At 35.8% G+C, this 20,795-nt stretch carries 26 protein-coding genes and 1 other annotated feature; of the genes, 7 read left to right on the top strand and 19 right to left on the bottom strand.

From position 1 onward, the window contains the following. Positions 1–22 precede the first annotated feature (22 nt). The 7 genes from H9650_RS09850 to H9650_RS09820 all read right to left on the bottom strand — a co-directional run bounded on the left by H9650_RS09850 (position 23) and on the right by H9650_RS09820 (position 3,166). Positions 23–535: a GNAT family N-acetyltransferase gene (locus H9650_RS09850; RefSeq protein WP_151109901.1), complete on the bottom strand. Its 513-nt coding sequence runs from the start codon at positions 533–535 to the stop codon at positions 23–25. Positions 536–558: 23 nt separating this feature from the next. Beyond that, on the bottom strand, positions 559–753 hold the full coding sequence (locus H9650_RS09845) for a hypothetical protein (protein WP_191697088.1): 195 nt from the start codon (positions 751–753) through the stop codon (positions 559–561). A gap of 122 nt (positions 754–875) precedes the next feature. After that, positions 876–1,268 (bottom strand): VOC family protein, encoded by a 393-nt coding sequence (locus H9650_RS09840; RefSeq protein ID WP_151109905.1) that lies wholly within the window; start codon positions 1,266–1,268, stop codon positions 876–878. Positions 1,269–1,358: 90 nt separating this feature from the next. Next, positions 1,359–1,775 carry a GNAT family N-acetyltransferase gene (locus tag H9650_RS09835; protein ID WP_151109907.1) on the bottom strand — a complete coding sequence of 139 codons (417 nt, stop codon included), beginning with the start codon at positions 1,773–1,775 and terminating at the stop codon, positions 1,359–1,361. Positions 1,776–1,973: 198 nt separating this feature from the next. Beyond that, complete coding sequence (locus tag H9650_RS09830; protein ID WP_151109909.1) at positions 1,974–2,441, bottom strand: DinB family protein; 468 nt, start codon at positions 2,439–2,441, stop codon at positions 1,974–1,976. A 1-nt stretch (position 2,442) separates the two neighbouring features. Beyond that, positions 2,443–2,856: a DUF6157 family protein gene (locus tag H9650_RS09825; RefSeq protein ID WP_151109911.1), complete on the bottom strand. Its 414-nt coding sequence runs from the start codon at positions 2,854–2,856 to the stop codon at positions 2,443–2,445. Positions 2,857–2,872: 16 nt separating this feature from the next. Beyond that, complete coding sequence (locus tag H9650_RS09820; RefSeq protein ID WP_144536514.1) at positions 2,873–3,166, bottom strand: hypothetical protein; 294 nt, start codon at positions 3,164–3,166, stop codon at positions 2,873–2,875. A 137-nt stretch (positions 3,167–3,303) separates the two neighbouring features. On the opposite strand from H9650_RS09820, the gene H9650_RS09815 reads away from it, so the two are divergent. Continuing rightward, positions 3,304–3,744 (top strand): GNAT family N-acetyltransferase, encoded by a 441-nt coding sequence (locus tag H9650_RS09815; protein WP_151109915.1) that lies wholly within the window; start codon positions 3,304–3,306, stop codon positions 3,742–3,744. 309 nt (positions 3,745–4,053) lie between these two features. After that, complete coding sequence (locus tag H9650_RS09810) at positions 4,054–4,557, top strand: cytoplasmic protein (RefSeq protein ID WP_191697087.1); 504 nt, start codon at positions 4,054–4,056, stop codon at positions 4,555–4,557. Between the two features lie 76 nt (positions 4,558–4,633). On the opposite strand, the gene H9650_RS09805 is transcribed toward H9650_RS09810, so the two are convergent. From H9650_RS09805 to H9650_RS09785, 5 genes are all read right to left on the bottom strand, one after another. Then, the gene (locus H9650_RS09805; RefSeq protein WP_191697086.1) at positions 4,634–5,887 is read right to left on the bottom strand and encodes a Y-family DNA polymerase; all 1,254 of its coding nucleotides are present in this window, start codon (positions 5,885–5,887) and stop codon (positions 4,634–4,636) included. Between the two features lie 223 nt (positions 5,888–6,110). After that, positions 6,111–7,088: an HD domain-containing protein gene (locus H9650_RS09800; RefSeq protein WP_191697085.1), complete on the bottom strand. Its 978-nt coding sequence runs from the start codon at positions 7,086–7,088 to the stop codon at positions 6,111–6,113. Between the two features lie 20 nt (positions 7,089–7,108). Then, positions 7,109–8,149: an ABC transporter permease gene (locus tag H9650_RS09795; protein WP_225216009.1), complete on the bottom strand. Its 1,041-nt coding sequence runs from the start codon at positions 8,147–8,149 to the stop codon at positions 7,109–7,111. After that, positions 8,146–8,985, bottom strand: a complete 840-nt coding sequence (locus H9650_RS09790; RefSeq protein ID WP_144536524.1) for an ABC transporter permease subunit — start codon at positions 8,983–8,985, stop codon at positions 8,146–8,148. The genes H9650_RS09795 and H9650_RS09790 overlap by 4 nt, the downstream gene beginning before the upstream one ends. Before the next feature lie 143 nt (positions 8,986–9,128). After that, the gene (locus H9650_RS09785; protein WP_191697084.1) at positions 9,129–9,293 is read right to left on the bottom strand and encodes a hypothetical protein; all 165 of its coding nucleotides are present in this window, start codon (positions 9,291–9,293) and stop codon (positions 9,129–9,131) included. Positions 9,294–9,800: 507 nt separating this feature from the next. On the opposite strand from H9650_RS09785, the gene H9650_RS09780 reads away from it, so the two are divergent. Next, positions 9,801–11,207 carry an HD domain-containing protein gene (locus H9650_RS09780; RefSeq protein ID WP_191697083.1) on the top strand — a complete coding sequence of 469 codons (1,407 nt, stop codon included), beginning with the start codon at positions 9,801–9,803 and terminating at the stop codon, positions 11,205–11,207. 43 nt (positions 11,208–11,250) lie between these two features. On the opposite strand, the gene H9650_RS09775 is transcribed toward H9650_RS09780, so the two are convergent. Then, entirely contained in the window at positions 11,251–12,051 is an 801-nt protein-coding gene (locus tag H9650_RS09775) for a class I SAM-dependent methyltransferase (RefSeq protein ID WP_191697082.1), read from the bottom strand. 113 nt (positions 12,052–12,164) lie between these two features. Here H9650_RS09775 and H9650_RS09770 point away from each other — a divergent pair, with 113 nt between their 5' ends. Beyond that, positions 12,165–12,623 (top strand): hypothetical protein, encoded by a 459-nt coding sequence (locus H9650_RS09770; protein ID WP_144536530.1) that lies wholly within the window; start codon positions 12,165–12,167, stop codon positions 12,621–12,623. Between the two features lie 66 nt (positions 12,624–12,689). On the opposite strand, the gene ileS is transcribed toward H9650_RS09770, so the two are convergent. The 3 genes from ileS to H9650_RS09760 all read right to left on the bottom strand — a co-directional run bounded on the left by ileS (position 12,690) and on the right by H9650_RS09760 (position 17,750). Continuing rightward, positions 12,690–15,767, bottom strand: a complete 3,078-nt coding sequence (gene ileS / locus H9650_RS09765) for an isoleucine--tRNA ligase (protein ID WP_191697081.1) — start codon at positions 15,765–15,767, stop codon at positions 12,690–12,692. Positions 15,768–15,819: 52 nt separating this feature from the next. Further along, positions 15,820–16,060 (bottom strand) — a binding site (T-box leader). 258 nt (positions 16,061–16,318) lie between these two features. Further along, positions 16,319–16,441 carry a hypothetical protein gene (locus H9650_RS20650; RefSeq protein ID WP_260866579.1) on the bottom strand — a complete coding sequence of 41 codons (123 nt, stop codon included), beginning with the start codon at positions 16,439–16,441 and terminating at the stop codon, positions 16,319–16,321. 1 nt (position 16,442) lies between these two features. Next, positions 16,443–17,750, bottom strand: coding sequence for a tetratricopeptide repeat protein (locus tag H9650_RS09760; RefSeq protein WP_144536534.1), 1,308 nt, complete (start codon positions 17,748–17,750; stop codon positions 16,443–16,445). A 421-nt stretch (positions 17,751–18,171) separates the two neighbouring features. On the opposite strand from H9650_RS09760, the gene H9650_RS09755 reads away from it, so the two are divergent. From H9650_RS09755 to H9650_RS09745, 3 genes are read left to right on the top strand one after another with little or no spacing between them, the layout of a single operon-like run. Continuing rightward, the gene (locus H9650_RS09755) at positions 18,172–18,687 is read left to right on the top strand and encodes a sigma factor-like helix-turn-helix DNA-binding protein (RefSeq protein ID WP_191697080.1); all 516 of its coding nucleotides are present in this window, start codon (positions 18,172–18,174) and stop codon (positions 18,685–18,687) included. Further along, positions 18,680–18,868: a YvrJ family protein gene (locus H9650_RS09750; RefSeq protein WP_144536538.1), complete on the top strand. Its 189-nt coding sequence runs from the start codon at positions 18,680–18,682 to the stop codon at positions 18,866–18,868. Before H9650_RS09755 ends, H9650_RS09750 begins: the two co-directional genes overlap by 8 nt. Further along, on the top strand, positions 18,855–19,040 hold the full coding sequence (locus H9650_RS09745) for a hypothetical protein (RefSeq protein WP_144536540.1): 186 nt from the start codon (positions 18,855–18,857) through the stop codon (positions 19,038–19,040). The genes H9650_RS09750 and H9650_RS09745 overlap by 14 nt, the downstream gene beginning before the upstream one ends. A gap of 98 nt (positions 19,041–19,138) precedes the next feature. Here the strand turns inward: H9650_RS09745 and fosB are convergent, their stop codons facing one another. Genes fosB through H9650_RS09730 form a run of 3 tightly spaced genes read right to left on the bottom strand, consistent with a single transcriptional unit; the run spans position 19,139 to position 20,691 of the window. Beyond that, positions 19,139–19,561, bottom strand: a complete 423-nt coding sequence (fosB, locus tag H9650_RS09740) for a metallothiol transferase FosB (RefSeq protein WP_191697079.1) — start codon at positions 19,559–19,561, stop codon at positions 19,139–19,141. Between the two features lie 28 nt (positions 19,562–19,589). Further along, on the bottom strand, positions 19,590–20,159 hold the full coding sequence (locus tag H9650_RS09735; RefSeq protein ID WP_191697078.1) for a histidine phosphatase family protein: 570 nt from the start codon (positions 20,157–20,159) through the stop codon (positions 19,590–19,592). Further along, the gene (locus tag H9650_RS09730) at positions 20,149–20,691 is read right to left on the bottom strand and encodes a GrpB family protein (protein ID WP_191697077.1); all 543 of its coding nucleotides are present in this window, start codon (positions 20,689–20,691) and stop codon (positions 20,149–20,151) included. Before H9650_RS09730 ends, H9650_RS09735 begins: the two co-directional genes overlap by 11 nt. Positions 20,692–20,795 lie beyond the last annotated feature (104 nt).

Here is a 20,795-nt window from a genome sequence, read left to right as displayed (position 1 = left end):
AACTCCCTATGTCTCCTTACATTCACTTTTCAACCTCTTTCCTATAACTAATGAACTCTATTTTTTCACCGTTCATATAATAGAATTCTTTATGAGATGAGATTTTCTGGAATCCATTTTTCTCTAAAACTTTTTGAGAAGGGATGTTATTCGTTGTTGTCTTTGCATCTACTTGGTTAATCTCTTCCCATGAAATAGTCTGCAATAACATTTGCAAGGCCATACTGGCAATACCTTTGCCAGTGTTCACCTCTCCAATTCTGTAGCCTAACTCACCTCTTTTTTGTTTTTTATCAATATCTACTAAATTGATGCGTCCTATAATAGCATTATCTTGTTTGATGAGATAAAAATAAGACTCACCTCTTGCCTGTTCTTCTAGCAAAGTCTTGTTTCTACTATTAAAAATTTCTGGAAGATAGTATTCTTCTCCTCGAGAGGGGACCATCTGTTCAAAATATGCTCTGTTCTTCTGTTCAAAAAGATACAAATCTGTTAAATCATCCAAGCTTAGCATTTCAATACTAATATTCATATAAAACTCCTTTTTGTTGTAGACTAGCTCATTAGCTTACCGATAAAAAGTATGAAAATGACAATAATTGACAATCCTGTAGATACAGCCAGCGTAATAATACCTCTTGTCATCGCCGCCCAGCCCTTTATGTCCTTAAAACCAACAACTGCCAAAACAAAGGTAACTAGTGTTAAGCCGAGCACTATAAACAAGGGATGCCAGCCAAGTATTTGCATGGATAAATTTATCCAATAATTAGAAGATGTCAAGATTAGAATTAGGATTACGGAAATAAGCGCAATGATAAATGAAAAAAGGTTTACATTTACTCGCAAAAGCTAGTCCTTTCCGGTTTTGACTATTTTAGATTCGTTACTGTTTGTATTCGCTCTTTCTCTTCCAGTTTATTGATGTATTCAAAAAATCCTATTTGATTTCCCCATGGGTCTGAAAATGTAGCCCATTTAGCTCCAACTTCCTGTCGGGAATGAATATCAAAATAATCAACACGAAGCTCCTTCATTATTCTTTCACGTTCAACAGTTAGGTCTTTCACTCCTAATCGAAGTGGTCCGCTCCCTTGTGCGGGAACTCCTTCTGAGACTTGAAGCCAGCATCCAGGAATTACCTCCCATTCAACAAATCCACCATGCGGAATAAGATCTGCCTCTTTTTTCAACAAAGTTTTATACCATTTATGACCTTCTTGGAAATCAGAAACTCTAATTTGCACTGTCATCTCAAAAAACATAACTTCCCCTCCATATCAAACGATAAAATTAAAAACATAATTGGCTCGCTCTATCCGATAATCGGTCGGCTTCTTCAGTTAGCCTAAATGCTACTTACTCTTTTTTTCCCATTCACACCAGAAACGCTCGACCCCTGGGTATTTCTCACCAATGCTTGAAACAATAAATCCATAGTTTCTATAAAAGCCAACTGCGTCCTGGTCGGTTTCCGCAGTCAAACGGCTAATTCCCAGTTCCTTCACCACATAGTCCAACATTTTACTTCCTATTCGTTGTTCACGAAGATTTGGAGAAACAGCGATATGTTTGATCTCTGCCTCATTACTAAGTGTCATCTCAATGCCTATACAGGCCACATAATCGTTGTTTCTTTTCCAGCCATATAGCTTTCTTGTCTTAATTTGTTGATAAAGATTATATTCACGTAAAACTTTATCGCTTGAGGTAGCATGTTCAAGTAGGCTAAAAATGTACGGATCAATAGTATCCTCTTCAACTTTATTCATCTAAACACCTATCCTTTGTTGCTCGTAATGAGCGAACGGTTATAAATTTTTTTATCCGGTCATAAATCCTCGCTATCCGGTTATAAAAATTTTTATACGGTCATAAATTCTCGCTATCCGGTCATAAATAAATTCACGCTATGCAGTCAAATCCACTATCATTATTGATTTTGCTCCACGTATTTCAACATCAACCAATTAGTAGTCGGAAACTAGTTTATATAATCTACGAATCGTTTCCATATGTATACCTTCATGATAAAAGCTGAATAAAAGAGCCTCTGTACTAGTATTAAATGTAACGCCCATCTTGTTTGTAAAAGGCTTAGGTAGTGACTGTTCAATTGGAAATGTTTGTTTAATCCTATGTGATTGCTCTACTAGTACTTGAGCAATTTCCTCTAGCGTTGAAGGAGTTTCTCTCCACTCTGCAGGTTTTGTTCCTGCTGCAAAATAGGTTTCATAAGTATCTGGTACACCCATCTCTATCCCTAGCAGCATAAAGCATAACTTTTCTTGGGTATAAGCAATATGCCCAAAATTCCATCGGATGTTGTTGTTAAAGCCATTTGGAATTTCGTCTGCTAGGTTTTCTGGTATTTGCTTGATAGCCTTTAATGTGAGCTCCCGTACTTGATCCATATGTCGATAAAAAATTTTCTCCATTTTAATCCACCCTTACAGTTTTTTTAGTACGCATGCCCTTTAAAATTTTTAACTGCGAGCTGTTCTCCAATTGTTTGTAGTGCTCACTTCCTTTTTCATAGATAGCAATCTTCCCAGCCTCATTATAATGAATTCCCCAACCATAATTTTTAACGAGTGGGGAGGCTCTAAAGCATGCCTTAGATTTGCTGAAAAACTCGCTTCTCTTTTCTTCTAAATTATTCATTTCAATTTGATTTTTTATCAAGTAGGTTAAAAACTGCACATCCTCCTGGGTGTACTCGTATGGATTACGATAAATAAGATCATATTCTATAGAAGCAATTGTTGGCTTATTGTGTTTTGGTGTGGGGACTATTGCAGATATAACTGTCGAGTCCTCTGAAATGGTGATAAAGGTGTTTGCATAGCACATTTCATAGCAGCTCCTATTACGTTTGGTATGGTTTGTTTACTTTATTACTTTTCAGCATAATGATTAGACAAGTAACCCATACGTTGATGGGGAAAAACAGAAGCATGATTAACAATCCATTTGTCTCTTTTAGAAATTCGCTAGGGTTCTGTTGATAAAGAAATATAGAGGCCGACGCTAATAGGATGAAACTCGCTATAAAGTTGGTAATCATGGCCATCTGCCTGTTGCATCTTTTTAAGACAAAAAGGGAGAAAATAGTTACTAGTGAAAAAGAAGCTGCAATTACAGCTATATTAATCAAATACAAAAACATCCCCCCCTTAACTTCTTCCTATATATTCGCCTTTAGCAGTTTAATCACCTTCTCATTTCCAAAGGTTTCCCATTGCAATTTAAATAAAAATAAACTAACTTTATAGAAAAATAGGGAAAGGACTGAAAAAATTGAAATCAAATAAAATTACCTCCCAAGAGGATTTGAAAAAAGCTTTCGCAATTAGAGAAGAAGTATTTGTTAAAGAACAGGGTGTGCCTTTAGAGGATGAATTTGACCAATTTGATACCCTTGCCGGAGATTGTCAGCATATTCTAGTTTTCATTGACAATGTAGCAGTTGGGACAGGTCGCTTAAGAGTAGTAGATGAATTCGGAAAGCTAGAGCGTATTTGTATTCTTCCGCCTTATCGAAAATTAGGATTAGGGAAAGTAATTGTCAAAGCTCTGGAGGATGTTGCGAAAGAATTGAAGGTTTCGAAAGTGAAGCTTCATGGTCAAACCCATGCTGAAGGATTTTATACTGGACTTGGATACAAAACAACTTCGGATATCTTCATGGAAGATGGTATTCCTCATATCTTGATGACGAAAGAATTCACCTTAATTTAACTATTCTAAAAATAATGTTATATGTTATAATATTGTTAAATCTGTTTGGAGAAAGGATACAAAAACTCGTATGCCAACTTTTACTTTGTAATGGACCAACTAAATTGGATAGCACTTTCCCTTAAAAACATCTGTTTTAACCAAGGGATTAGTCTGCCCATCTACCATTACAAAGGGACAAGAGCAAACCAGTAGTTTCGTATGCTTTTTGAGGTCCTTTTTGGGGCCTTTTTTAGTGCAAATTAATAACGATCCTGCCAACATCCAAACGGATGCGATTGTTCCTTTATCTTATATGAGGTGAAGGAAATGACCGTTGTATGTCACAATTGGGAAATACTAAAAAAACAAACGATTCGTAGAGAAGTAAAGCACTGTAAAATGTGCGGGAAAAATTCCTTGTTTACTGATACAAATATTCGAAGACATAATTCAAATGGAAAGCATATATACCGTTTTGCCATTTATAAATGCGAAAAAAACCATACCTGGAATAAAAAATTAGATATTTATAAAACTTTTCGAAGACATGAAAGAGTCCATGGACGTGAACCTGTAAACAAAGAAAGCACGTTGACAGAGCTGCCTGTAAATCTTTATATGGAAAAGCTTATATCGGAAGTTCATGTAACGATTAAATCTGTAGAAGGAGTTTATCGAATTGATTTTCTTCTTTCTCAACAAATACCTGACTGGAGCAGAACAGCTGTCGTAGACAAAATAAGAAATGGTTTTATTTTAGTAAATGGTCTATCGATTAAGCCAAGCGCAAAAGTTATGCCGTATGACACCATTATGATCAAGCTGCTCTAACTGACCTTCCCTGTGAGAATATGATTAATTTTCACAGGGTTTTTTTATCGTATTTTCTCTCTAATATTTGTTCATCCTATTTCTTATGACCTCCGAGCAAGCCCGCTCGTTTCACTGCAGTGCCAGCTTCGGTATAGGAAACTGCGCGTAAAATAGCGGTTGAACCATACTTGCTACGCAGATAATCCATCGTCTTTCCAAGCTTGCGTTCCTTCCACTTTCCTTCTTCAAAAAGGCTAAGCTGCATAGAGTTCTCCGGCTCTAGATTAGTGATAGAAATGGATAGCCTTCTCACTGGACTACGGTCATAAAACTCATCAAATATTTTTTCGCAAATTTTATAAATCTTCATAGTCGCATTCGTCGGTTCATCTATGGAGCGTGAACGATTAAATCCTCCCCCAAAAGAGTCTTTACTATAGCCCACTGCAAGATGTATAGTGCGCCCCACCATATTAGCCTCTCTTGCTCGTCTTGCCACATCCTCACACATTTCCAATATGACTGCCATTACTTCTTTTTTTGTCCGGTAATCTCGAAATAACACCTGCCCCTTTCCATAGCTTATCTGGCCGTCTACAATGGGCGCTCCCAGTTCAGAGAGATCTATCCCCCAGGCATGGTGATACAATTGATTTCCCATCACTCCAAATTTATCCTCCAACAACTTCAAGGGAGTTTTTGCTAGCTGTCCTACATTGAAAATCCCCATGTTATTTAGTGTTTTTTCTAAACGAGAGCCAATTCCCCACATTTTACTTAAAGGTGAAACAGGCCATAGCTTTTGTTGAACATCTTCATACGTCCATTTGGCAAAACCTGTTTTTTTGGCATCCAAATCAAGCGCCAGCTTTGCCATAAGCATATTTGGTCCCAGTCCAACAGCACATGGAAGCTGAAACTGATAATGCAAACCGTCCTGTATACGTTTCACCGTGTTCTCAATTGGCCCCCAAAGCCTTTCTGTTCCCCCAAGGTCTGCAAAGCATTCATCCACACTATAGACATGAATCGCTTCACTTGGGACAAACTGATTCAAATAGCGCGTGATTTCCATTGAAACTCGAACAAAAAATTCCATTTTTGGTTTCAACAGATGGATAGAAGGATCGTCTGGTATTTCAAATAACCTCGTCCCGGTCTTTACGCCAAACCTTTTTTTCATTGGAGGAGAAGCAGCAAGCACAATGCTCCCCTTCTGCTCCAAGTTTCCAATAACAGCAATAGGCGTATTCATCACATCTAGTCCTGCTTCTGCCGCTGCACAGCTCGCAAAAAAGCTTCGAATGTCAATGCAAATAATATTTCGATTTTCTAAGCCCTCATACATAAAATCTACTCTCCTCCGAAAGGAACATTCGTTCTTCCTTATTATTATATTGCAAACGTACGTTCTTATTCAATGGTAATGTAGACCATTAGGAAGGAAAACACTTAATCGAATAAATTGAATAAATTCATTACTAATGAGAAACAATTTCAACAGGTAATTGGGACACTAATTCTAATAACAAAATAAAGACAAGCCTAATCACGATATAGGCTTGTCTTTATTAGCAAGATAAAATTTTTACATAGGTTCCTTTTACTGCTCGTTGCAATGCCGTTTGGTTTAATTTTTGAATCTGCTTAGAGCAGTCAGAAGCTCTTACTAAACCATTTTCCGAACAAACTAGAGGATCTATTAGTCTAACCTTCATTTTCTGATGAAAATCATAATTGGTTAGCTCGTCTATCACTTCAACAGAAGGATGAAGCTTTTGAAGAGCATGTTGAATTTCATCATCCTGTGAGCATACTACCAATTGGAGCAACTGATTATCCTCCAAAAGAAAATCCTCTAATGTGATGATTTGTTTATCCAATGCTGCCTTTAAAACAAAAGCTAACTGGTAGTTGCCATATAAATTTAAAGGATTCATAAAGAAATCAATTACTTCCTCATAGTAGACCGATGTAAACCACTCGGCGATTTCTATATTTGGAAGAACCATTTTACCGTCTTTCACGATTAGATTCTGTAAAAAATGTTGAACTTCTTCCATTGAAATATTTCCATAGGTATACAAATCGCGTAATGTGTAATCGACACGATCTGCACATAAATCAGGGGCACTTTGCTCGAGCAAGGACCATCTCGAATCATTAAATAGGATGTCTTTTAAGTTATATCCATATTTAGCTAGGATAGTAGGTATTGAGGAACCGTTAATTATTCTACTATATATTTTTTCATGATAGTCCTCGTCCTTATTTTCCAGAACAAAATCGACGACATGAGAAAAAGCAGTATGTGAAACATCGTGAAGAAGACCAGCAATCTGTTCTTCTAACGAACCCCCTATTTTTTTTACCAGAAGCATGACACCAATGGAATGCTCATATCGAGTGACATTCCATTCTTTCTTTACTAAATAGCTTGCCCCGCCTTGATGTATGCCCTTTAATCGTTGAACAGGCTTACTATTTATTAATTCTTCTAATACTCCATCTATATAAAATTCTCCATATAAGGAATCCACAATAAGCATTGAAGATATCCTCCTTAAGCTCAGACTTTTTGCTTTTCTTTATCCTTATAAAGAAGTTGCATCTTTTCTTGTAGTTGCTGCTGGTTCCATTCAATCATGTCCTCAGACAGAAACGCTACTTTCTTTCTCTTTGGAATTTTGACTTGTCCGTTCACTGCGCGAGTATAGCCCTCTATCATTGCGGAAATTGCCAAGATGAGCAATGCAAAGCATATAGCAGGCCCTAGTGGAAGCCATGGTACACCTTGCAGATATCGGAAAGATGAACCAAAAAGTCCTGCCCATTCATAGGCAATAGACTTTGGAGGATCTCCAAACATAGGGTCATAGCTAACTGCTGTACCTCCAATATACAATTGGAGCAACCCGAGATGCGTAAACACAACTAATGTTTCGACGACTTGTTGTCCATACAAAACGAATAATTTCTCTCTCATCATTGGAAATAGGTGACGGGTAATGATTCTCGGTCGACCAGCCCCTAACGTTTTAGAAGCCAGAATATATTCCTCCTGATAAAGCAGATTGGCCTCGTTGCCTATGAGAGAAGCCACAATTGGTACGGTGATAATGGCCATTAGCACAACCTGGATGATAATTCTCTCCCACACAGTTGTAGAAAATCCCTCCATAGGCTCCCATAGCACTGGGTAAAGCATAAGATAAGAAAAAATGGTCATAGGAATATAATGTAGAGGATCGATAGCGCTATTAATAATGGCCCGTCTCTTCTGCCAATAAGTACCGATTGCAAATCCTAGTGGTACTGCAATAAGCATTCGAACAGCTGCAACTCCCATGGCAGATATAATGGTATATTTTGCTCCAAGCATGATTTTAGCAAACATGTCATAGCCATATTGATCGGTCCCAAGTGGGTGCATCCAGCTTGGGGATAGTGGAGCTGCTTCTATTACTCTGCCATTTTCCATTAAAAAATAAGTTTGTTTCGGATCTGGCCCAAAAATCCACTCAAATATAAAACTGCCTATTAAAAAGAAGGCTAATATAGTAAATCCAAAAACAAAATATGGCTGTCTCCAAACTGATTTCATCTTCATCCGATTGCTCTCCCCTTGTTCAAATGACGTAGAAAATACCACTCGCCAAAACTATAAAGGAGAAACACTGGGAAAAAGAAGCTGCATACCGTGATTAAAAATAACTCTCCTGAAATGTTATTGCTCAAATAATACATAATACCGGGCATATTGAACATTCGTTCAAGAATGAATAAGTTTGAAAGCATGAACCACATAGTCTTTTTTGATTGAAAGAAAATACTAATAACTGCATTTCTAAAAATATGTATAAGTAGAATAGCCAATTTACCGAATCCAAGCGACCTTGCAAGCTCTGCATACATTTTACGTTCTTCAGCCTCGAAAGTAAGCATACTTAAACGATAGAGCTGAACCATTGGTAGAATCATCAGACAAACCACGGGAAGTAAATAAATTTTTTCCCCACCAGTAACAGCTATTTTCAAGAATATACCTGTATGCTTATGGATAATAATGATCAATAGCTGAATAAGCATAATAACCAATATGTCCGGAATCGATTCCAAAAAGAAAAAAACTGTTTTAATACGTTGTCTAACCCGTTCCTTACATAGCATAGTTAGCACTGTAAAAAATAACGCCAACAAAACAGCAACCAGAAGCGCCAAAAATAATACTTCTAACGAATATTGTACAAACCCCTCAATATGCATGCCAGCATATCGGTCCAGAAGTTCTCCTATAGAAAACAAGCCGAGTAAATGATTTCTATATTCTTCCCACCAAAATTCTCCTTGTTGGAAGCCGGTGATTAACAAAGGCAACCCACTAATCAGTAGGATACCAATAAATGCTACAGACAGCTGTAGCATCCATCTCCAAAAAGCCTTCATAAAAAATTCCCACGTTGTCTGAAAATTACGATGAAATTATCATATCACAATAATTAACAAATAAAAGAGAATTTTTAGAAGGTTGATATATTAATAAAGGAGCCTCTCTAATCGAAGCTGCTTCTCTAAATTATAAATGACCGTTATTTCTTTTTCTCCGCAGTTACAGAAAGAATCTTAGATTCTCCCCCATATTCTAATCGAATATTTTTTCTCGCCTCAATTGGAGATTTTGCGGTCACGGGCTTAACTTGAACAACCCCATTCACTTCCATCTCCACTAGAAAGCATTTTTCACCACATCTCATATAAATCCCTCCATATTGTTCATTTACAATGTAGCCAAAAAATAGCTATTAAGCAAAAAATAATGCTGTGATAGAATTTCCTAATAGTTAGATGTGGCTCTTGCCCCCTGTTGTTAAGAACGTTCCTCTGGTTAAGGGGAGTGTTCCTATAACTTATAAGACACTTCCCCCGTTAGGGGTGATTTCTACTCAATTAGAGGACAGATTCAACGTTTTACGTGACACTTCTTAGCACTTTAGGAGTGGTTCTCGACAAGCTCTAGCATTAACTAGCGTTTCCACATTTACTCCTCTGATTTCGAACACCAGTCTATGCAATATTATATTAACATGATTTTGGAAATGAATAACTTGAGGTCTTTTATCCAACTTATTATTACTCTATAACAAAGAAAAAGGTTTTTTGAAAATTCAGTAGAATACATATAAAAGTATCAAAATAATAGTCTAAATTGCTTTGCTCAAGGAGGACTTAATACATATATTATTAAATGGAGGTGACTTCAAATGAAAGAAGTAAAAGAGCAGCTTTTACATAGCTGTAACTATTTAGAGGAATTAGAAATGGAACAATTAAAAAAAGTAATGGAATTTGCTGAAAAAGCACATTTAGGCCAAACAAGGGCCACCGGTGAGCCTTACATTGTACACCCATTGGAGGTTTGTCTTATTTTATCGGAATATAAGGCTGACTTAACCACTCTAGTCTGCTCTTTACTTCATGATGTTGTAGAAGACACAACCATTGACCTGAAGGAAATAGAAAATTTATTTGGAGATGATGTTTCCTTTATCGTGGATGGATTGACAAAGTTCGAAAAAGGAAGCTTTGAAAAGGAAGAGTATAGCGCTATCAATATGGAAAAACTCCTCTCCTACGCTATCCAAGATATACGAATAGCTGCTATTAAGCTAGCGGATCGATTGCATAATATGAGAACCCTGGCCATTAAAAGAACGGAAAAGAAAATTCCCTATTCAAACGAAACACTCCTATTTTTTTCACCTTTAGCAGAAAGAATAGGATTATTTACACTCCAAAGAGAGCTCGAAGAATTAGCCTTTAGCTATTTACATCCGCAGCGTTATAAGCAATTTAAAGAAAAGATAAACAATTACACTAAAGTTTTTGAAGAATCATATAAAGAATTTATTACTAAATTAAAAAAAGAGGATACAACTAACATAATAATAAAATCTAGATGGATTAATATCCCCCTATTTCAAGGATATAATTTGTTAAGTGAGGGATTTTATCTTTCAGATATTTTCACCGTCCACATCACTATCAATTCGCCCTTCAATTGCTATACAGCTCTTGGTCTCGTACATTCCAACTTTGAAACTATGCCAGATCAATTTGTAGACCAGATTGCTATTGAAAAACATCCCTTTATCAAGCAGCTCAAAACTAAGGTAAGGGTAGCTGGAGTCCCTTTGACGATTGTTTTACAAGACCAACAGACCCAATATTTTTACCAAAATGGAATTTTTGCAATCTTAAAATCGATAGACTCCACTACATTGAGCTCGTCCCTATTAGGAAGCTCTATTCCTTTTGCTAAATCCATTGCTAATAATTCGATTGCCTTTTGCGAACTTGTCTCCCTAGAACTTTTTCATAAAGAAATGGAAATATACACACCTAAAATGGATATTATTAGGTTGCCGGTAAATTCTAATATTATTGATTTTGCTTATGCTCTAAACCCGAATATGGCAAGTAAAATGGCCTTTGCTAAAGTAAACGGCAAGGTAAGCTCACTTCAAACGATATTAAAAGACAAAGATATTGTGGAGATTCATATAAAAAATAAAATTACTGCAAATGCAAAATGGCTCCATTTTGTGAAAACCTCTAAGGCAGTCAAAGAAATAACTGATATTGTTAATGATGAAACGAACCATGCATAATAAATACTCCATAAGAGTGATCACTTATGGAGTATTTATTATGTTAAATTGCGATTAACACAACGCTGTTTAACGATTGCTCACCATGAGAAGTTGCCTTTTCTAACATAGAATAATTACTTTGAACCAGTGTGTTTATTTTGATTGATGAATTTTTGAATTTTTCCCTAATCGATTTTGCAAAGTCTATCTCCCATTTCCCGTCCTGCAGAAAAGAAGCATCTACTATTTTTGTGTCTAGTAATTTCCAACCTGCTTCTTTCATTATTTCTTTCAGTTGCTCCTTATGAAATAAATTTTGAATATTGCCCTCGTCATCAAACTGATCAGCATAAATCGCTAAAATGTTGGCTGCATAAAAGTGAGCAAGTTGCTCTTTCATAGACCATTCTAAATCCCATTCAGCGATGCATATGCGTTTAGCAATATGCTTGAGCTTTCTAAAATATGAAAGCAACAAAGCCGGATCCTGAAAATACCAAAGAGAGTGAGAGAGAACGGCTACATCATATTTTCCCTCTATATTCATCTTCAAAAAATCCGCCTCAAAAATAAAGGAAATTCTGTTGCCTATTGGAGAAGCCTTAATAAAATCAGTTGCTTCTCCGAGGGTAATAGGAGCACCGTATTCTCTGCTTGCAATATCGACTGCCTTTACAAATCCTGTTTCCCCTACAGCGTTTGCAAGCGCAACTGTTGTATCACCTTGTCCGCATCCAATTTCTAAAACTCGCATACCCTCTTCAATCTTAAAAGCTTGTACTAAATCTAGACGATGTTTAAGCTGTGTTCGTTGAATAGATTGATCCCCTAATGTTTTCATGTAAGTAAGTAATTCTTCCATTTCTCCCATCCCCCCCAGACTAATAAATGTTACATTTAAACAAATAAATGCTAATACAATTAAATATAATATACTTTAACTACTCTTGATATATTTTTTAAAGGAGGAAAACAATGATCCATCAGTTACTGGATGAGACACGCAACATTAACTATTTTGTTTATTTAACGAACAGATCAGATGCCTTCCCTAAAATAGGTGATAGCTTAAGGGAAATACATACAAATCTGAGAGAAGAAATTTCTATGGGGTATACAGATTTATGGGTACTAAAAAGAGCGGGATTAATCAGCCAGCAAAATGCTTTCTACTTTCCCGAAAATGATCAAAAAGCAGAAGATGAAAGCGACAAGTACCTCCCCGATAAAAAATATATAACATTCACATTCATACAAATTAACCAAGCGACTCCCCCGATGTACCCCAAAACAGATGGAATAGCTGCTCATCTTACTTACGAGGATGCTGAAGATTTTGCTGTTAAGAAAATTGATAAAATGAAACAGAAGTATCCCGAAAGAGAGTTTTATGTTTTATGTGCTCGTTTAGTAGAAAGAAATTATTGGCATTAAACACAAAAGATGAGGCTTAAACAAAAGGAAGCAATCAATAAAGAATGCTCCCTTTTGTTTTGCCATTTATACAAGCGGTGATAATTCTATTTCAATTTCATGGTCTCCTATCGACAGTTTTAAACCATGGACGGATGACTGAGTAACGATGAGTTCACGCATTAGTACGTTTTGCTCCAACATTTGGTGAAAATCCTTAATAATCCTATGCATCTCGTTGTCTGTACGGAGTATAATATCCACTCTCTGCTCTACGGGGAGAAGCAGCTGTTTTCTATAAGACTGTATAGCCCTTATCAGCTCACGCATCCATCCCTCTCGAACGAGTGCTTCTGTTAACTTCACATCTAAAGTAACAGTTGTTTCCCTATTTGTAGCTGAAGCAAAGCCATCCATTACTTTCTTTTCGATCATAACATCTTCCTTTAAAATAAAGGTATCCTCGAACATGATACCTCCTTTTTGAAATAGCTCCGAAACCTGACTAGACACTAGGCCTTTTAAATAATTATTGATAGTGTTGGATTGTTTTCCAAACTTAGCCGCTGATTTTTTAAAATCTAGTTTGACGGTATATGTGAAAAAATCTTCATCACTATCAGCCAAATGTAACTGTTTTACATTTAACTCTTCTTTTATAATACCTTCATATGTGAACCATTTTATTGACTTATTGCTCGTAACAAACAGTTGAGAAAGTGGCTGTTTTACTTTTATAGCCAAGCTATTTCGTATACTTCTTCCTAGCTCTACAACCTGGAGAACCTCCTCCATTTCCTGTTCGAGTGTTTGATCTATAAGCGATTTTTCTGCTTGAGGATAATCCGAAAGGTGAACACTTTTTTCTGTAAGCGATAAATAGATATCATCAGCTATAAAGGGAACAAACGGGGCAAGTAATTGGCTGGTTTTAGTCAAAACTTCGTAAAGTGTTTCATATGCTGCTACCTTATCCTCATCTATCCCACTTGACCAAAAACGTTCCCGAGACCTTCTCACATACCAGTTACTCAACTGCTCTACTAACTTTGCAATATCCCTAGCGGCACTTGTAAATTTATAATCATCTAAATGACTGTTGACTTTGCTGATAGTACTATGCAGGCATGAAATAATCCAATTATCTAATATTGTTTTCTTTACCTGTCTATCGCAAGTCACAATATATTTATCTAATTTCGTATATAAATCATAAAAAAGATAAACATTATCGAGCGTATCAACCAGTTTGGATTTTGCTTCCTGAACAATTTTTTCTGAAAACCGTTTCTCATTCCATGGGGCACTGTCAATTAGTAAAGCCCATCTAAGTGAATCCGCTCCATATTTTTGGATTAGGTCAACAGGATCCAACGCATTCCCTTTGCTTTTAGACATTTTTTGACCGTTCTCATCTAAAATATGTCCAGTGGAAAGCACACGCTTATATGGTGCTTTACCTGTAAATAGGGTAGAAACGGCCAATAAACTATAAAACCACCCTCTTGTTTGGTCAATTCCTTCGACTATAATATCCGCTGGAAACTGCTTGGAAAATAACTCTTTGTTCTCAAATGGATAATGATATTGGGCAAAGGGCATAGAACCACTGTCAAACCATACATCTATTACTTCTGGAGTTCTTTGCATCGGTCCACCACAGGAAGGACAAGATAGCTGAACCTTATCCACATATGGCTTGTGTAGCTCAATATCCCCTAGTACATTTAAAGAATATTTATTTAATTCATCGATCGATTTCGGCACTATTTCTACCTTACAATTATTACATTCCCACACATTAAGTGGTGTCCCCCAATAACGTTTGCGACTGATATTCCAATCCATCATTTGTTCCAAAAAGTTACCGAACCTACCATGCTTAATGTACTCTGGATGCCATGATACAGATTCGTTGTTATCAATTAATATTTCTTTTAGAGCTGTCGTTTGTATAAACCAACTTTCCATTGCGTAGTAAAGGAGTGGGGTGTCACAGCGCCAACAATGGGGATAGCTATGTTCATATTTTTCCTTATGGAATAGTAGTCCTTTATTGGAGAGAAATCGGACTATATCTATATCGCATTCTTTTACAAATCGACCTTCAAATCCTTTTATTGCTGAAGTGTATCTCCCTCTCTCATCCACCACACTGATAAAGGACAAGTCATTTTCCTTTACCACTTTATAATCGTCTTCTCCATAAGCTGGCGCGATATGCACAATTCCAGTACCGCTATCGCATGTGACATAGCTGGCGGTAACTACTTTATGACCAGACTCAACACTCATAAAGTCAAAAAGTGGAGTATAGGTAATGCCTTCTAATTCCTCCCCTCTAAAGGTGGACAGAATCTCATAATCATCTTGCATTACTTTTTCTAACAAAACTTTAGCAAGTATATAAACCTCTTCTCCCTTCTTCACACGAACATATTCCAGCGTAGGGTTAACTGCTAAAGCAACATTTGCTGGTAGCGTCCAGGGTGTGGTCGTCCAACCTAGGAAGTATTCATTCTCTGCATCTGTTAACTTAAATTTCGCTGTAGCCGATAGATCCTTCACCATTTTATAGCCCTGCGATACTTCGTGCGAACTTAAGGAAGTTTGACAACTAGGGCAGTATGGTGATACTCTATGACCTTTTTGTAGCAACCCCTTGTCGTGAATGGTACCAAGGATATTCCATACACTTTCAATATAGCTGTTGCTCATCGTCATATAGGGATTGCCCATATCCACCCAGTATCCTAACTTCTCTGTGAAATCACGCCATTCCTTCTCATAAACAAATACGCTTTCCTTACATTTTTCGATAAATGCTTCCACACCAAAATCTTCTATGTCATTCTTTCCAGAGATGCCAAGCTGTTTTTCTACACCTAATTCTACTGGCAACCCGTGTGTATCCCATCCCGCTTTTCGAATAACTTGATACCCTTTCATTGTTTTGTATCTAGCGATCAGATCCTTAATCGTTCTTCCGAGGGCATGCCCTACATGAGGCATGCCATTTGCTGTGGGCGGACCCTCATAAAATACAAAGGATGGCCTTCCATCTCGTTGGTTTATAGATTCTTGAAAAACATTTTTCTCTAACCAAACTTTTCGTACTTTTTCTTCCCGTTTTGAAACTATTTCCTTCTTGTTCTTGTTAACCAATTGGCATCACTCCTTATTAAGTTTAATAAAACATACAAAAAACCCGTCCCAGTAAAGGGACGGGTTTAACCGTGATACCACCCTAATTCTATGGAAAATTACATTCCAATAGCACTTAGCCACGTACAAGCATACGCGTTCCTTTTAACGGTAGACACCCGATCGAGCTTACTATGTTCAGCACGACTTCTCAGAGAGGATTTTCAAAAATGACCTGAACACCGACTTTCAGCAAAGCATCGGCTCTCTTTGGAGCAGGTTCATATTCTACTTTTTCTCATCAACGAATTTGTATGGTTTTATTGTGGATAAATTTAACATGTAAATAAAACTAATGTCAATAGGAAGTATAGAAAAATTTAAAAATCATATGGAGGATAACAATTCACTTTTCAACACGAGTATACATGATATGCTCTATTAAACGCGTAATTATCAGTCTTTAAAGACCGTACTTAGAACTAAACCTGCAAAAATAATAGACACTCACCTGAATTAAAAGTGAGTGTCTATAGTTAAATATTTATCAAAAGCCCATGACAAGACTTTTTTTAGATGTTCGAATTGCCTGTTGAAGTTGGTCTTGGTGCCTCTTCCTCTGCAGCAAATGTAGAAGTCCCAAAGCTAAACAATACTGTTAATGTTATCAAGCTAAGAATAAATATTTTTTTCATATTATAAATCCTCCCATTTTGAAATAGATTTTTGTCTGAATAATATCTCATTTGCCTTTTGATAAAAAATATTGGCTGCTTTAAAACGACTGTTCCTATAATAATAATCTGCTAATAATATAGAGTACTTTTGAACGTGTCGATCGTCATGGACCTTCTCAAAATAATTAATCCCTTTTTTAATGATAGCTTCGAAATCTTCAGAGCAACTATGAAACGCTTTATATATGTGAAAATGGTGTATGTAAGATAGAGTGGCCATTGTTTGATTGTCCTTTATTTCATCCAATTTACTTAACCCAGCTTCACACCAGCTTAGCACACGCAAATGATCCTTTTGCTTGGAATACTCCTTAATAATTGAAAGAGTAGTTATCATATACCCCTCCACTTGGTGTGGGCCCTCTTTATTTTCCAAGCTATGTTTATAATACTCGATTGCCTTTTCATGGTTTTCTTGAATGGCCTGAAGTGAACCAAGGTTTTGATAAAGCATACCTTTATACTGTGTCAGCCTATAATCCTTAGCCAGCTTTTTCGCAAGATTGTAGTTCTTTTCGGCCTCTACATAGTTTTTCATGTTTTTGTAGGCCATTCCTGTAACTATGTAACTGTCAATTGCTCTTTCAAAGAGTAAATTATCCTTATAATACTTCAGTGATTTACTAGAATGATTGATAGCATTGAAATATTCGTTGCATTTAAAGTAGGTCAAGCTTATAGCATTGTGAAAGTCTGCTAGTTCCCACTCCTCAAAAGAATTATTATTTAATAGCTTGAGAGCTTGCTCAAGCCTTTCTAAAGCCGCATAATATTCACCAATTAGATAGTTGTATAACCCGAGGTTCAAGTTTAAAAGGAATTTTTGTTTTTCATCAAAATCATCTTCCATTTTAATCAAAACTTGATAATATGGATAAACCTGAAGGACCTCCTCATCTACAACTAACATTAATCTAAACATATACAAATTGTAGCTATAAAAGTTTTTCAACATAGAGAAATTAACTTTACGGGCAGTATATTGTTGTATGCAAACTTTAAGTCTCTCTTTATCTCTTGTTAATATGGAGCTTTTATACAATTCATACAAGTTATTAATAATATTATTTTCTTCTTCCTGTGATATTTCTTCCAGCATCAAATTTAATCGATCTAACAAAGGCTCCATTACCTCTTTACTAGGCATGGTGGAATTATTTTCAATCTTGCTCAAGTAAGAAGTGGAACAAATACCTTTCGCTAATACTGTTTGTTTAATATTTCGATTTAATCTTTCCTGCTTAATAATGAGACCAATACTACTCATCGGAAGTCACCTCCTTACATGTAGTATAGTTTATAATTCTGCTTAAAACGCTGAATTCCTTTTTTATATTTTCGACTATTTTCAGCAAATTTCTCAATAAAAAGTAAAATTCTTTATAAAATCAATATATTATAATAAAAATGAATGAAAAGAAGAAATATTTATCAAACAATATTAAATAACAGTACTTTTTACTTTTAATTTCCCATTAATATTTTGTTTATTTTTCAACTAAAATTTAGTAATATTTAGGATATGGAAATACATTTTTTACTTTTTTTTCTAACCGAAGAATGGAGTTGTAAATTTTATAAAAAAAATACCTTTATAGTACAACACTATTTCACTCGCCTCGGTAAAATCCTTTTTCCATACCGCTAGCCTAGCAATACATTCTAAGATTTAGGGGGGAATGTTCAAGATGGGGACTGGTAATAAAAAGATAATAGAAGAGTTTCTAAGTTACCCTGACAACAAAAAACTATTTGAGGATTATCAGTACACCAAGAGCCAAGAGATCAAAAATCAATTAGATAATGAATTCAAAAAGTTTTATCAGAATATCCGAATTTTGTCTTATGTTATAAAGGTTTTACATTATGAAAGCAAACGGTTCGATCAGAAGGAGCGATTGCACAGATCAAAGAATATATTATCGCTAGACAGCGATGATAAAATTACAGTCATTTATCATGAAAGGTTTTTTACGGATTTCATTGGTTTTTCTGATGACATAGCCGATCATATATCATCTGAAAAATTATTTTTTAGTATTAGGAAACTTTCTGAACGTCAAAAGAAAATACTATCCCTAGTCTTTGTGAAGCAAATGACAGACCGAGAAATCGCATCGTATTTCGGCATCTCCCAGCAAGCTGTTTCAAAATCTCGACGCAATATAATCGATAACATTCGAAAGGAGCTTACTTATGATTGAAGCGGGTAATATTGTCCAAATGATTGGCAACTTCGGCTTTCCAATTGTAGTCTCCATCTATTTACTTCATCGATTTGAAAACAAGCTAGAAGCTCTAGAAAATTCCATGCATGACTTGTCTGATGCTGTTGTCCAAGGTACCGATAAAAAGAAAGGAGGGAAATTGAGTGGACGAAGCTGAGATATTAGCCTTAATAACGCAGCTAAAGCCAAAGATGCAAAGGGTTCTTCATCAAACTAGCTTTGAATATCGAGAGGATTTGGAGCAGGAGTTAAAGGAAAAAATTATAAAGATTATACAAAGTAAAATCTCATATAATACACCTAGCTTCTTTGATTTAAGTAATGAATAGGAGATGAAGATTTATTATTAACCATATTATCATTCTATTTAATAGCATTTGACACCCTCTTTAATAGCTGGGTGTCAAGTGTTTTTATATGACTAATTCTATTCATAGAACTTCATATGTAGTTTTTCTTGTTTATAATATTCTAATCTGTCCATTAAGCTTCCAGTATGAAATTCAAATTTATGTCCATCAGGGTCCGTAAAATATATAGATTTTTTATCCTTTTCTACCCTATCACGCCCCTTAAGAATAGTAACATTCAATCTTTTAAACTTCGAATAAATATGTTCCAAATCATTTTCGTCAATGGTAAAAGCGATATGTGTATATGATTCTTTTATCTCTTCTCGAGGTATACAAGGTTCCTCATTTAATGCAATCCAAATACCATTTAAGTCGAAATAGGCTGTGCTTCTTCCTACGACTAATAACTTTGCGTCAAACACATCCGCATAAAATTTAATAGATTTCTCCAAATTAGATACCGAAAATAAGAAATGATTTACCCCTCTAATGTTCATAAACTACGCTCCTCAATCTTCTTCCTCTTTAGCAAATGATTTTTTGATTACTGATTCTCTCTACATCTATCAAATCCTTACCTTTAAAGGATAGTTTGTAAATATCAGGCATTCCTAACTCTCTCCAAAAGTTATAATCATATTTCGCGTCAAAGTAATTCATTATTAGAACCATGATGTTTCCGTGTGTACCAATAGCTACGTTCTTTCCCTCGAAACGTTCTAAAGTATGGTAAACCACTTCGACCCCTCTTTTTTGTGCAAGATAATTAGATTCTCCACCTTCAAAAGCATAGGAGTAATTATCCCATACCATTTCTATAGCTTCACTAAAATTCTCAACCGGTTGTTCGCTTAATACTCGTTCTTTATAGTCTTCCATCAATTCAATGGGTAAGCCCAAAAATCGTGCAATTCCTTCTACAGTTTGAATAGCTCGTTTATAAGGACTAGAGATAACGTGATCAATTCCTTCCTCTTTCAGCAATTCAGTTATCCATCTTGCATCTTCTTTCCCTCTTTCTGATAAAGGGCGTTCGAGCTCGTTAGGTGTATAAGTGGAATGAGCATGTCTTACAAAGTATAAATTAGTTATCATTACTAGACCTCCTTTTGGCAATCAGTGATTTTACAAAGCTTTCTTTTAAATTCGTATAATTATTAATATTGATATTTCCTCTCTTAGAAAGTTCCTCTTTTAACACCATGTACTCTTTTTTCTCATGTTCATGAATATTTAAATAATCCCGAAAGAATATTAAATTTCTCCAATGCTCCCCTTTATATTTCACCAAATGAACAAAGTGAGTTTTAATCTCATATAATTCATCTTTAAATCGAGCCAGTACAATTTCCTTTGGTCTCTCTACTCGGAGTCGCAAAAAACCTACAGAATGCATAGCTTTAAAGAAATCCTTATCTAACGCATTTATATCTTCCACTCCTACTACAATATCAATGATTGGCTTGGAAGGCATATCAACAATAGCTGTGCTACCGATATGCTCTACACGACCTGTTTCTAAACCGGTTGAAAATAATATTTGTTTCTTTACCCTTTGGAATTCTTCGCTCCACTCTGCTGTGTATGGAACTAACTTAACCTCATCCTTATACATACCTAAATTCATTATATCCCTCCGTTTTCGTCGACAAATCGATACATGCATAAATGTGTTCATTTTTAGAGTTAGCTACAGTGCCAAAATCTCATACCTCTAGAAAACAAGACAGA

The sequence above is a fragment of the Psychrobacillus faecigallinarum genome, assembly GCF_014836595.1.
In the GTDB taxonomy this organism is placed as follows: Bacteria; Bacillota; Bacilli; order Bacillales_A; family Planococcaceae; genus Psychrobacillus; species Psychrobacillus faecigallinarum.
The sequence above is the reverse complement of the archived record's forward strand: the minus strand, read 5'-3'. Positions and strand labels throughout refer to the sequence as shown.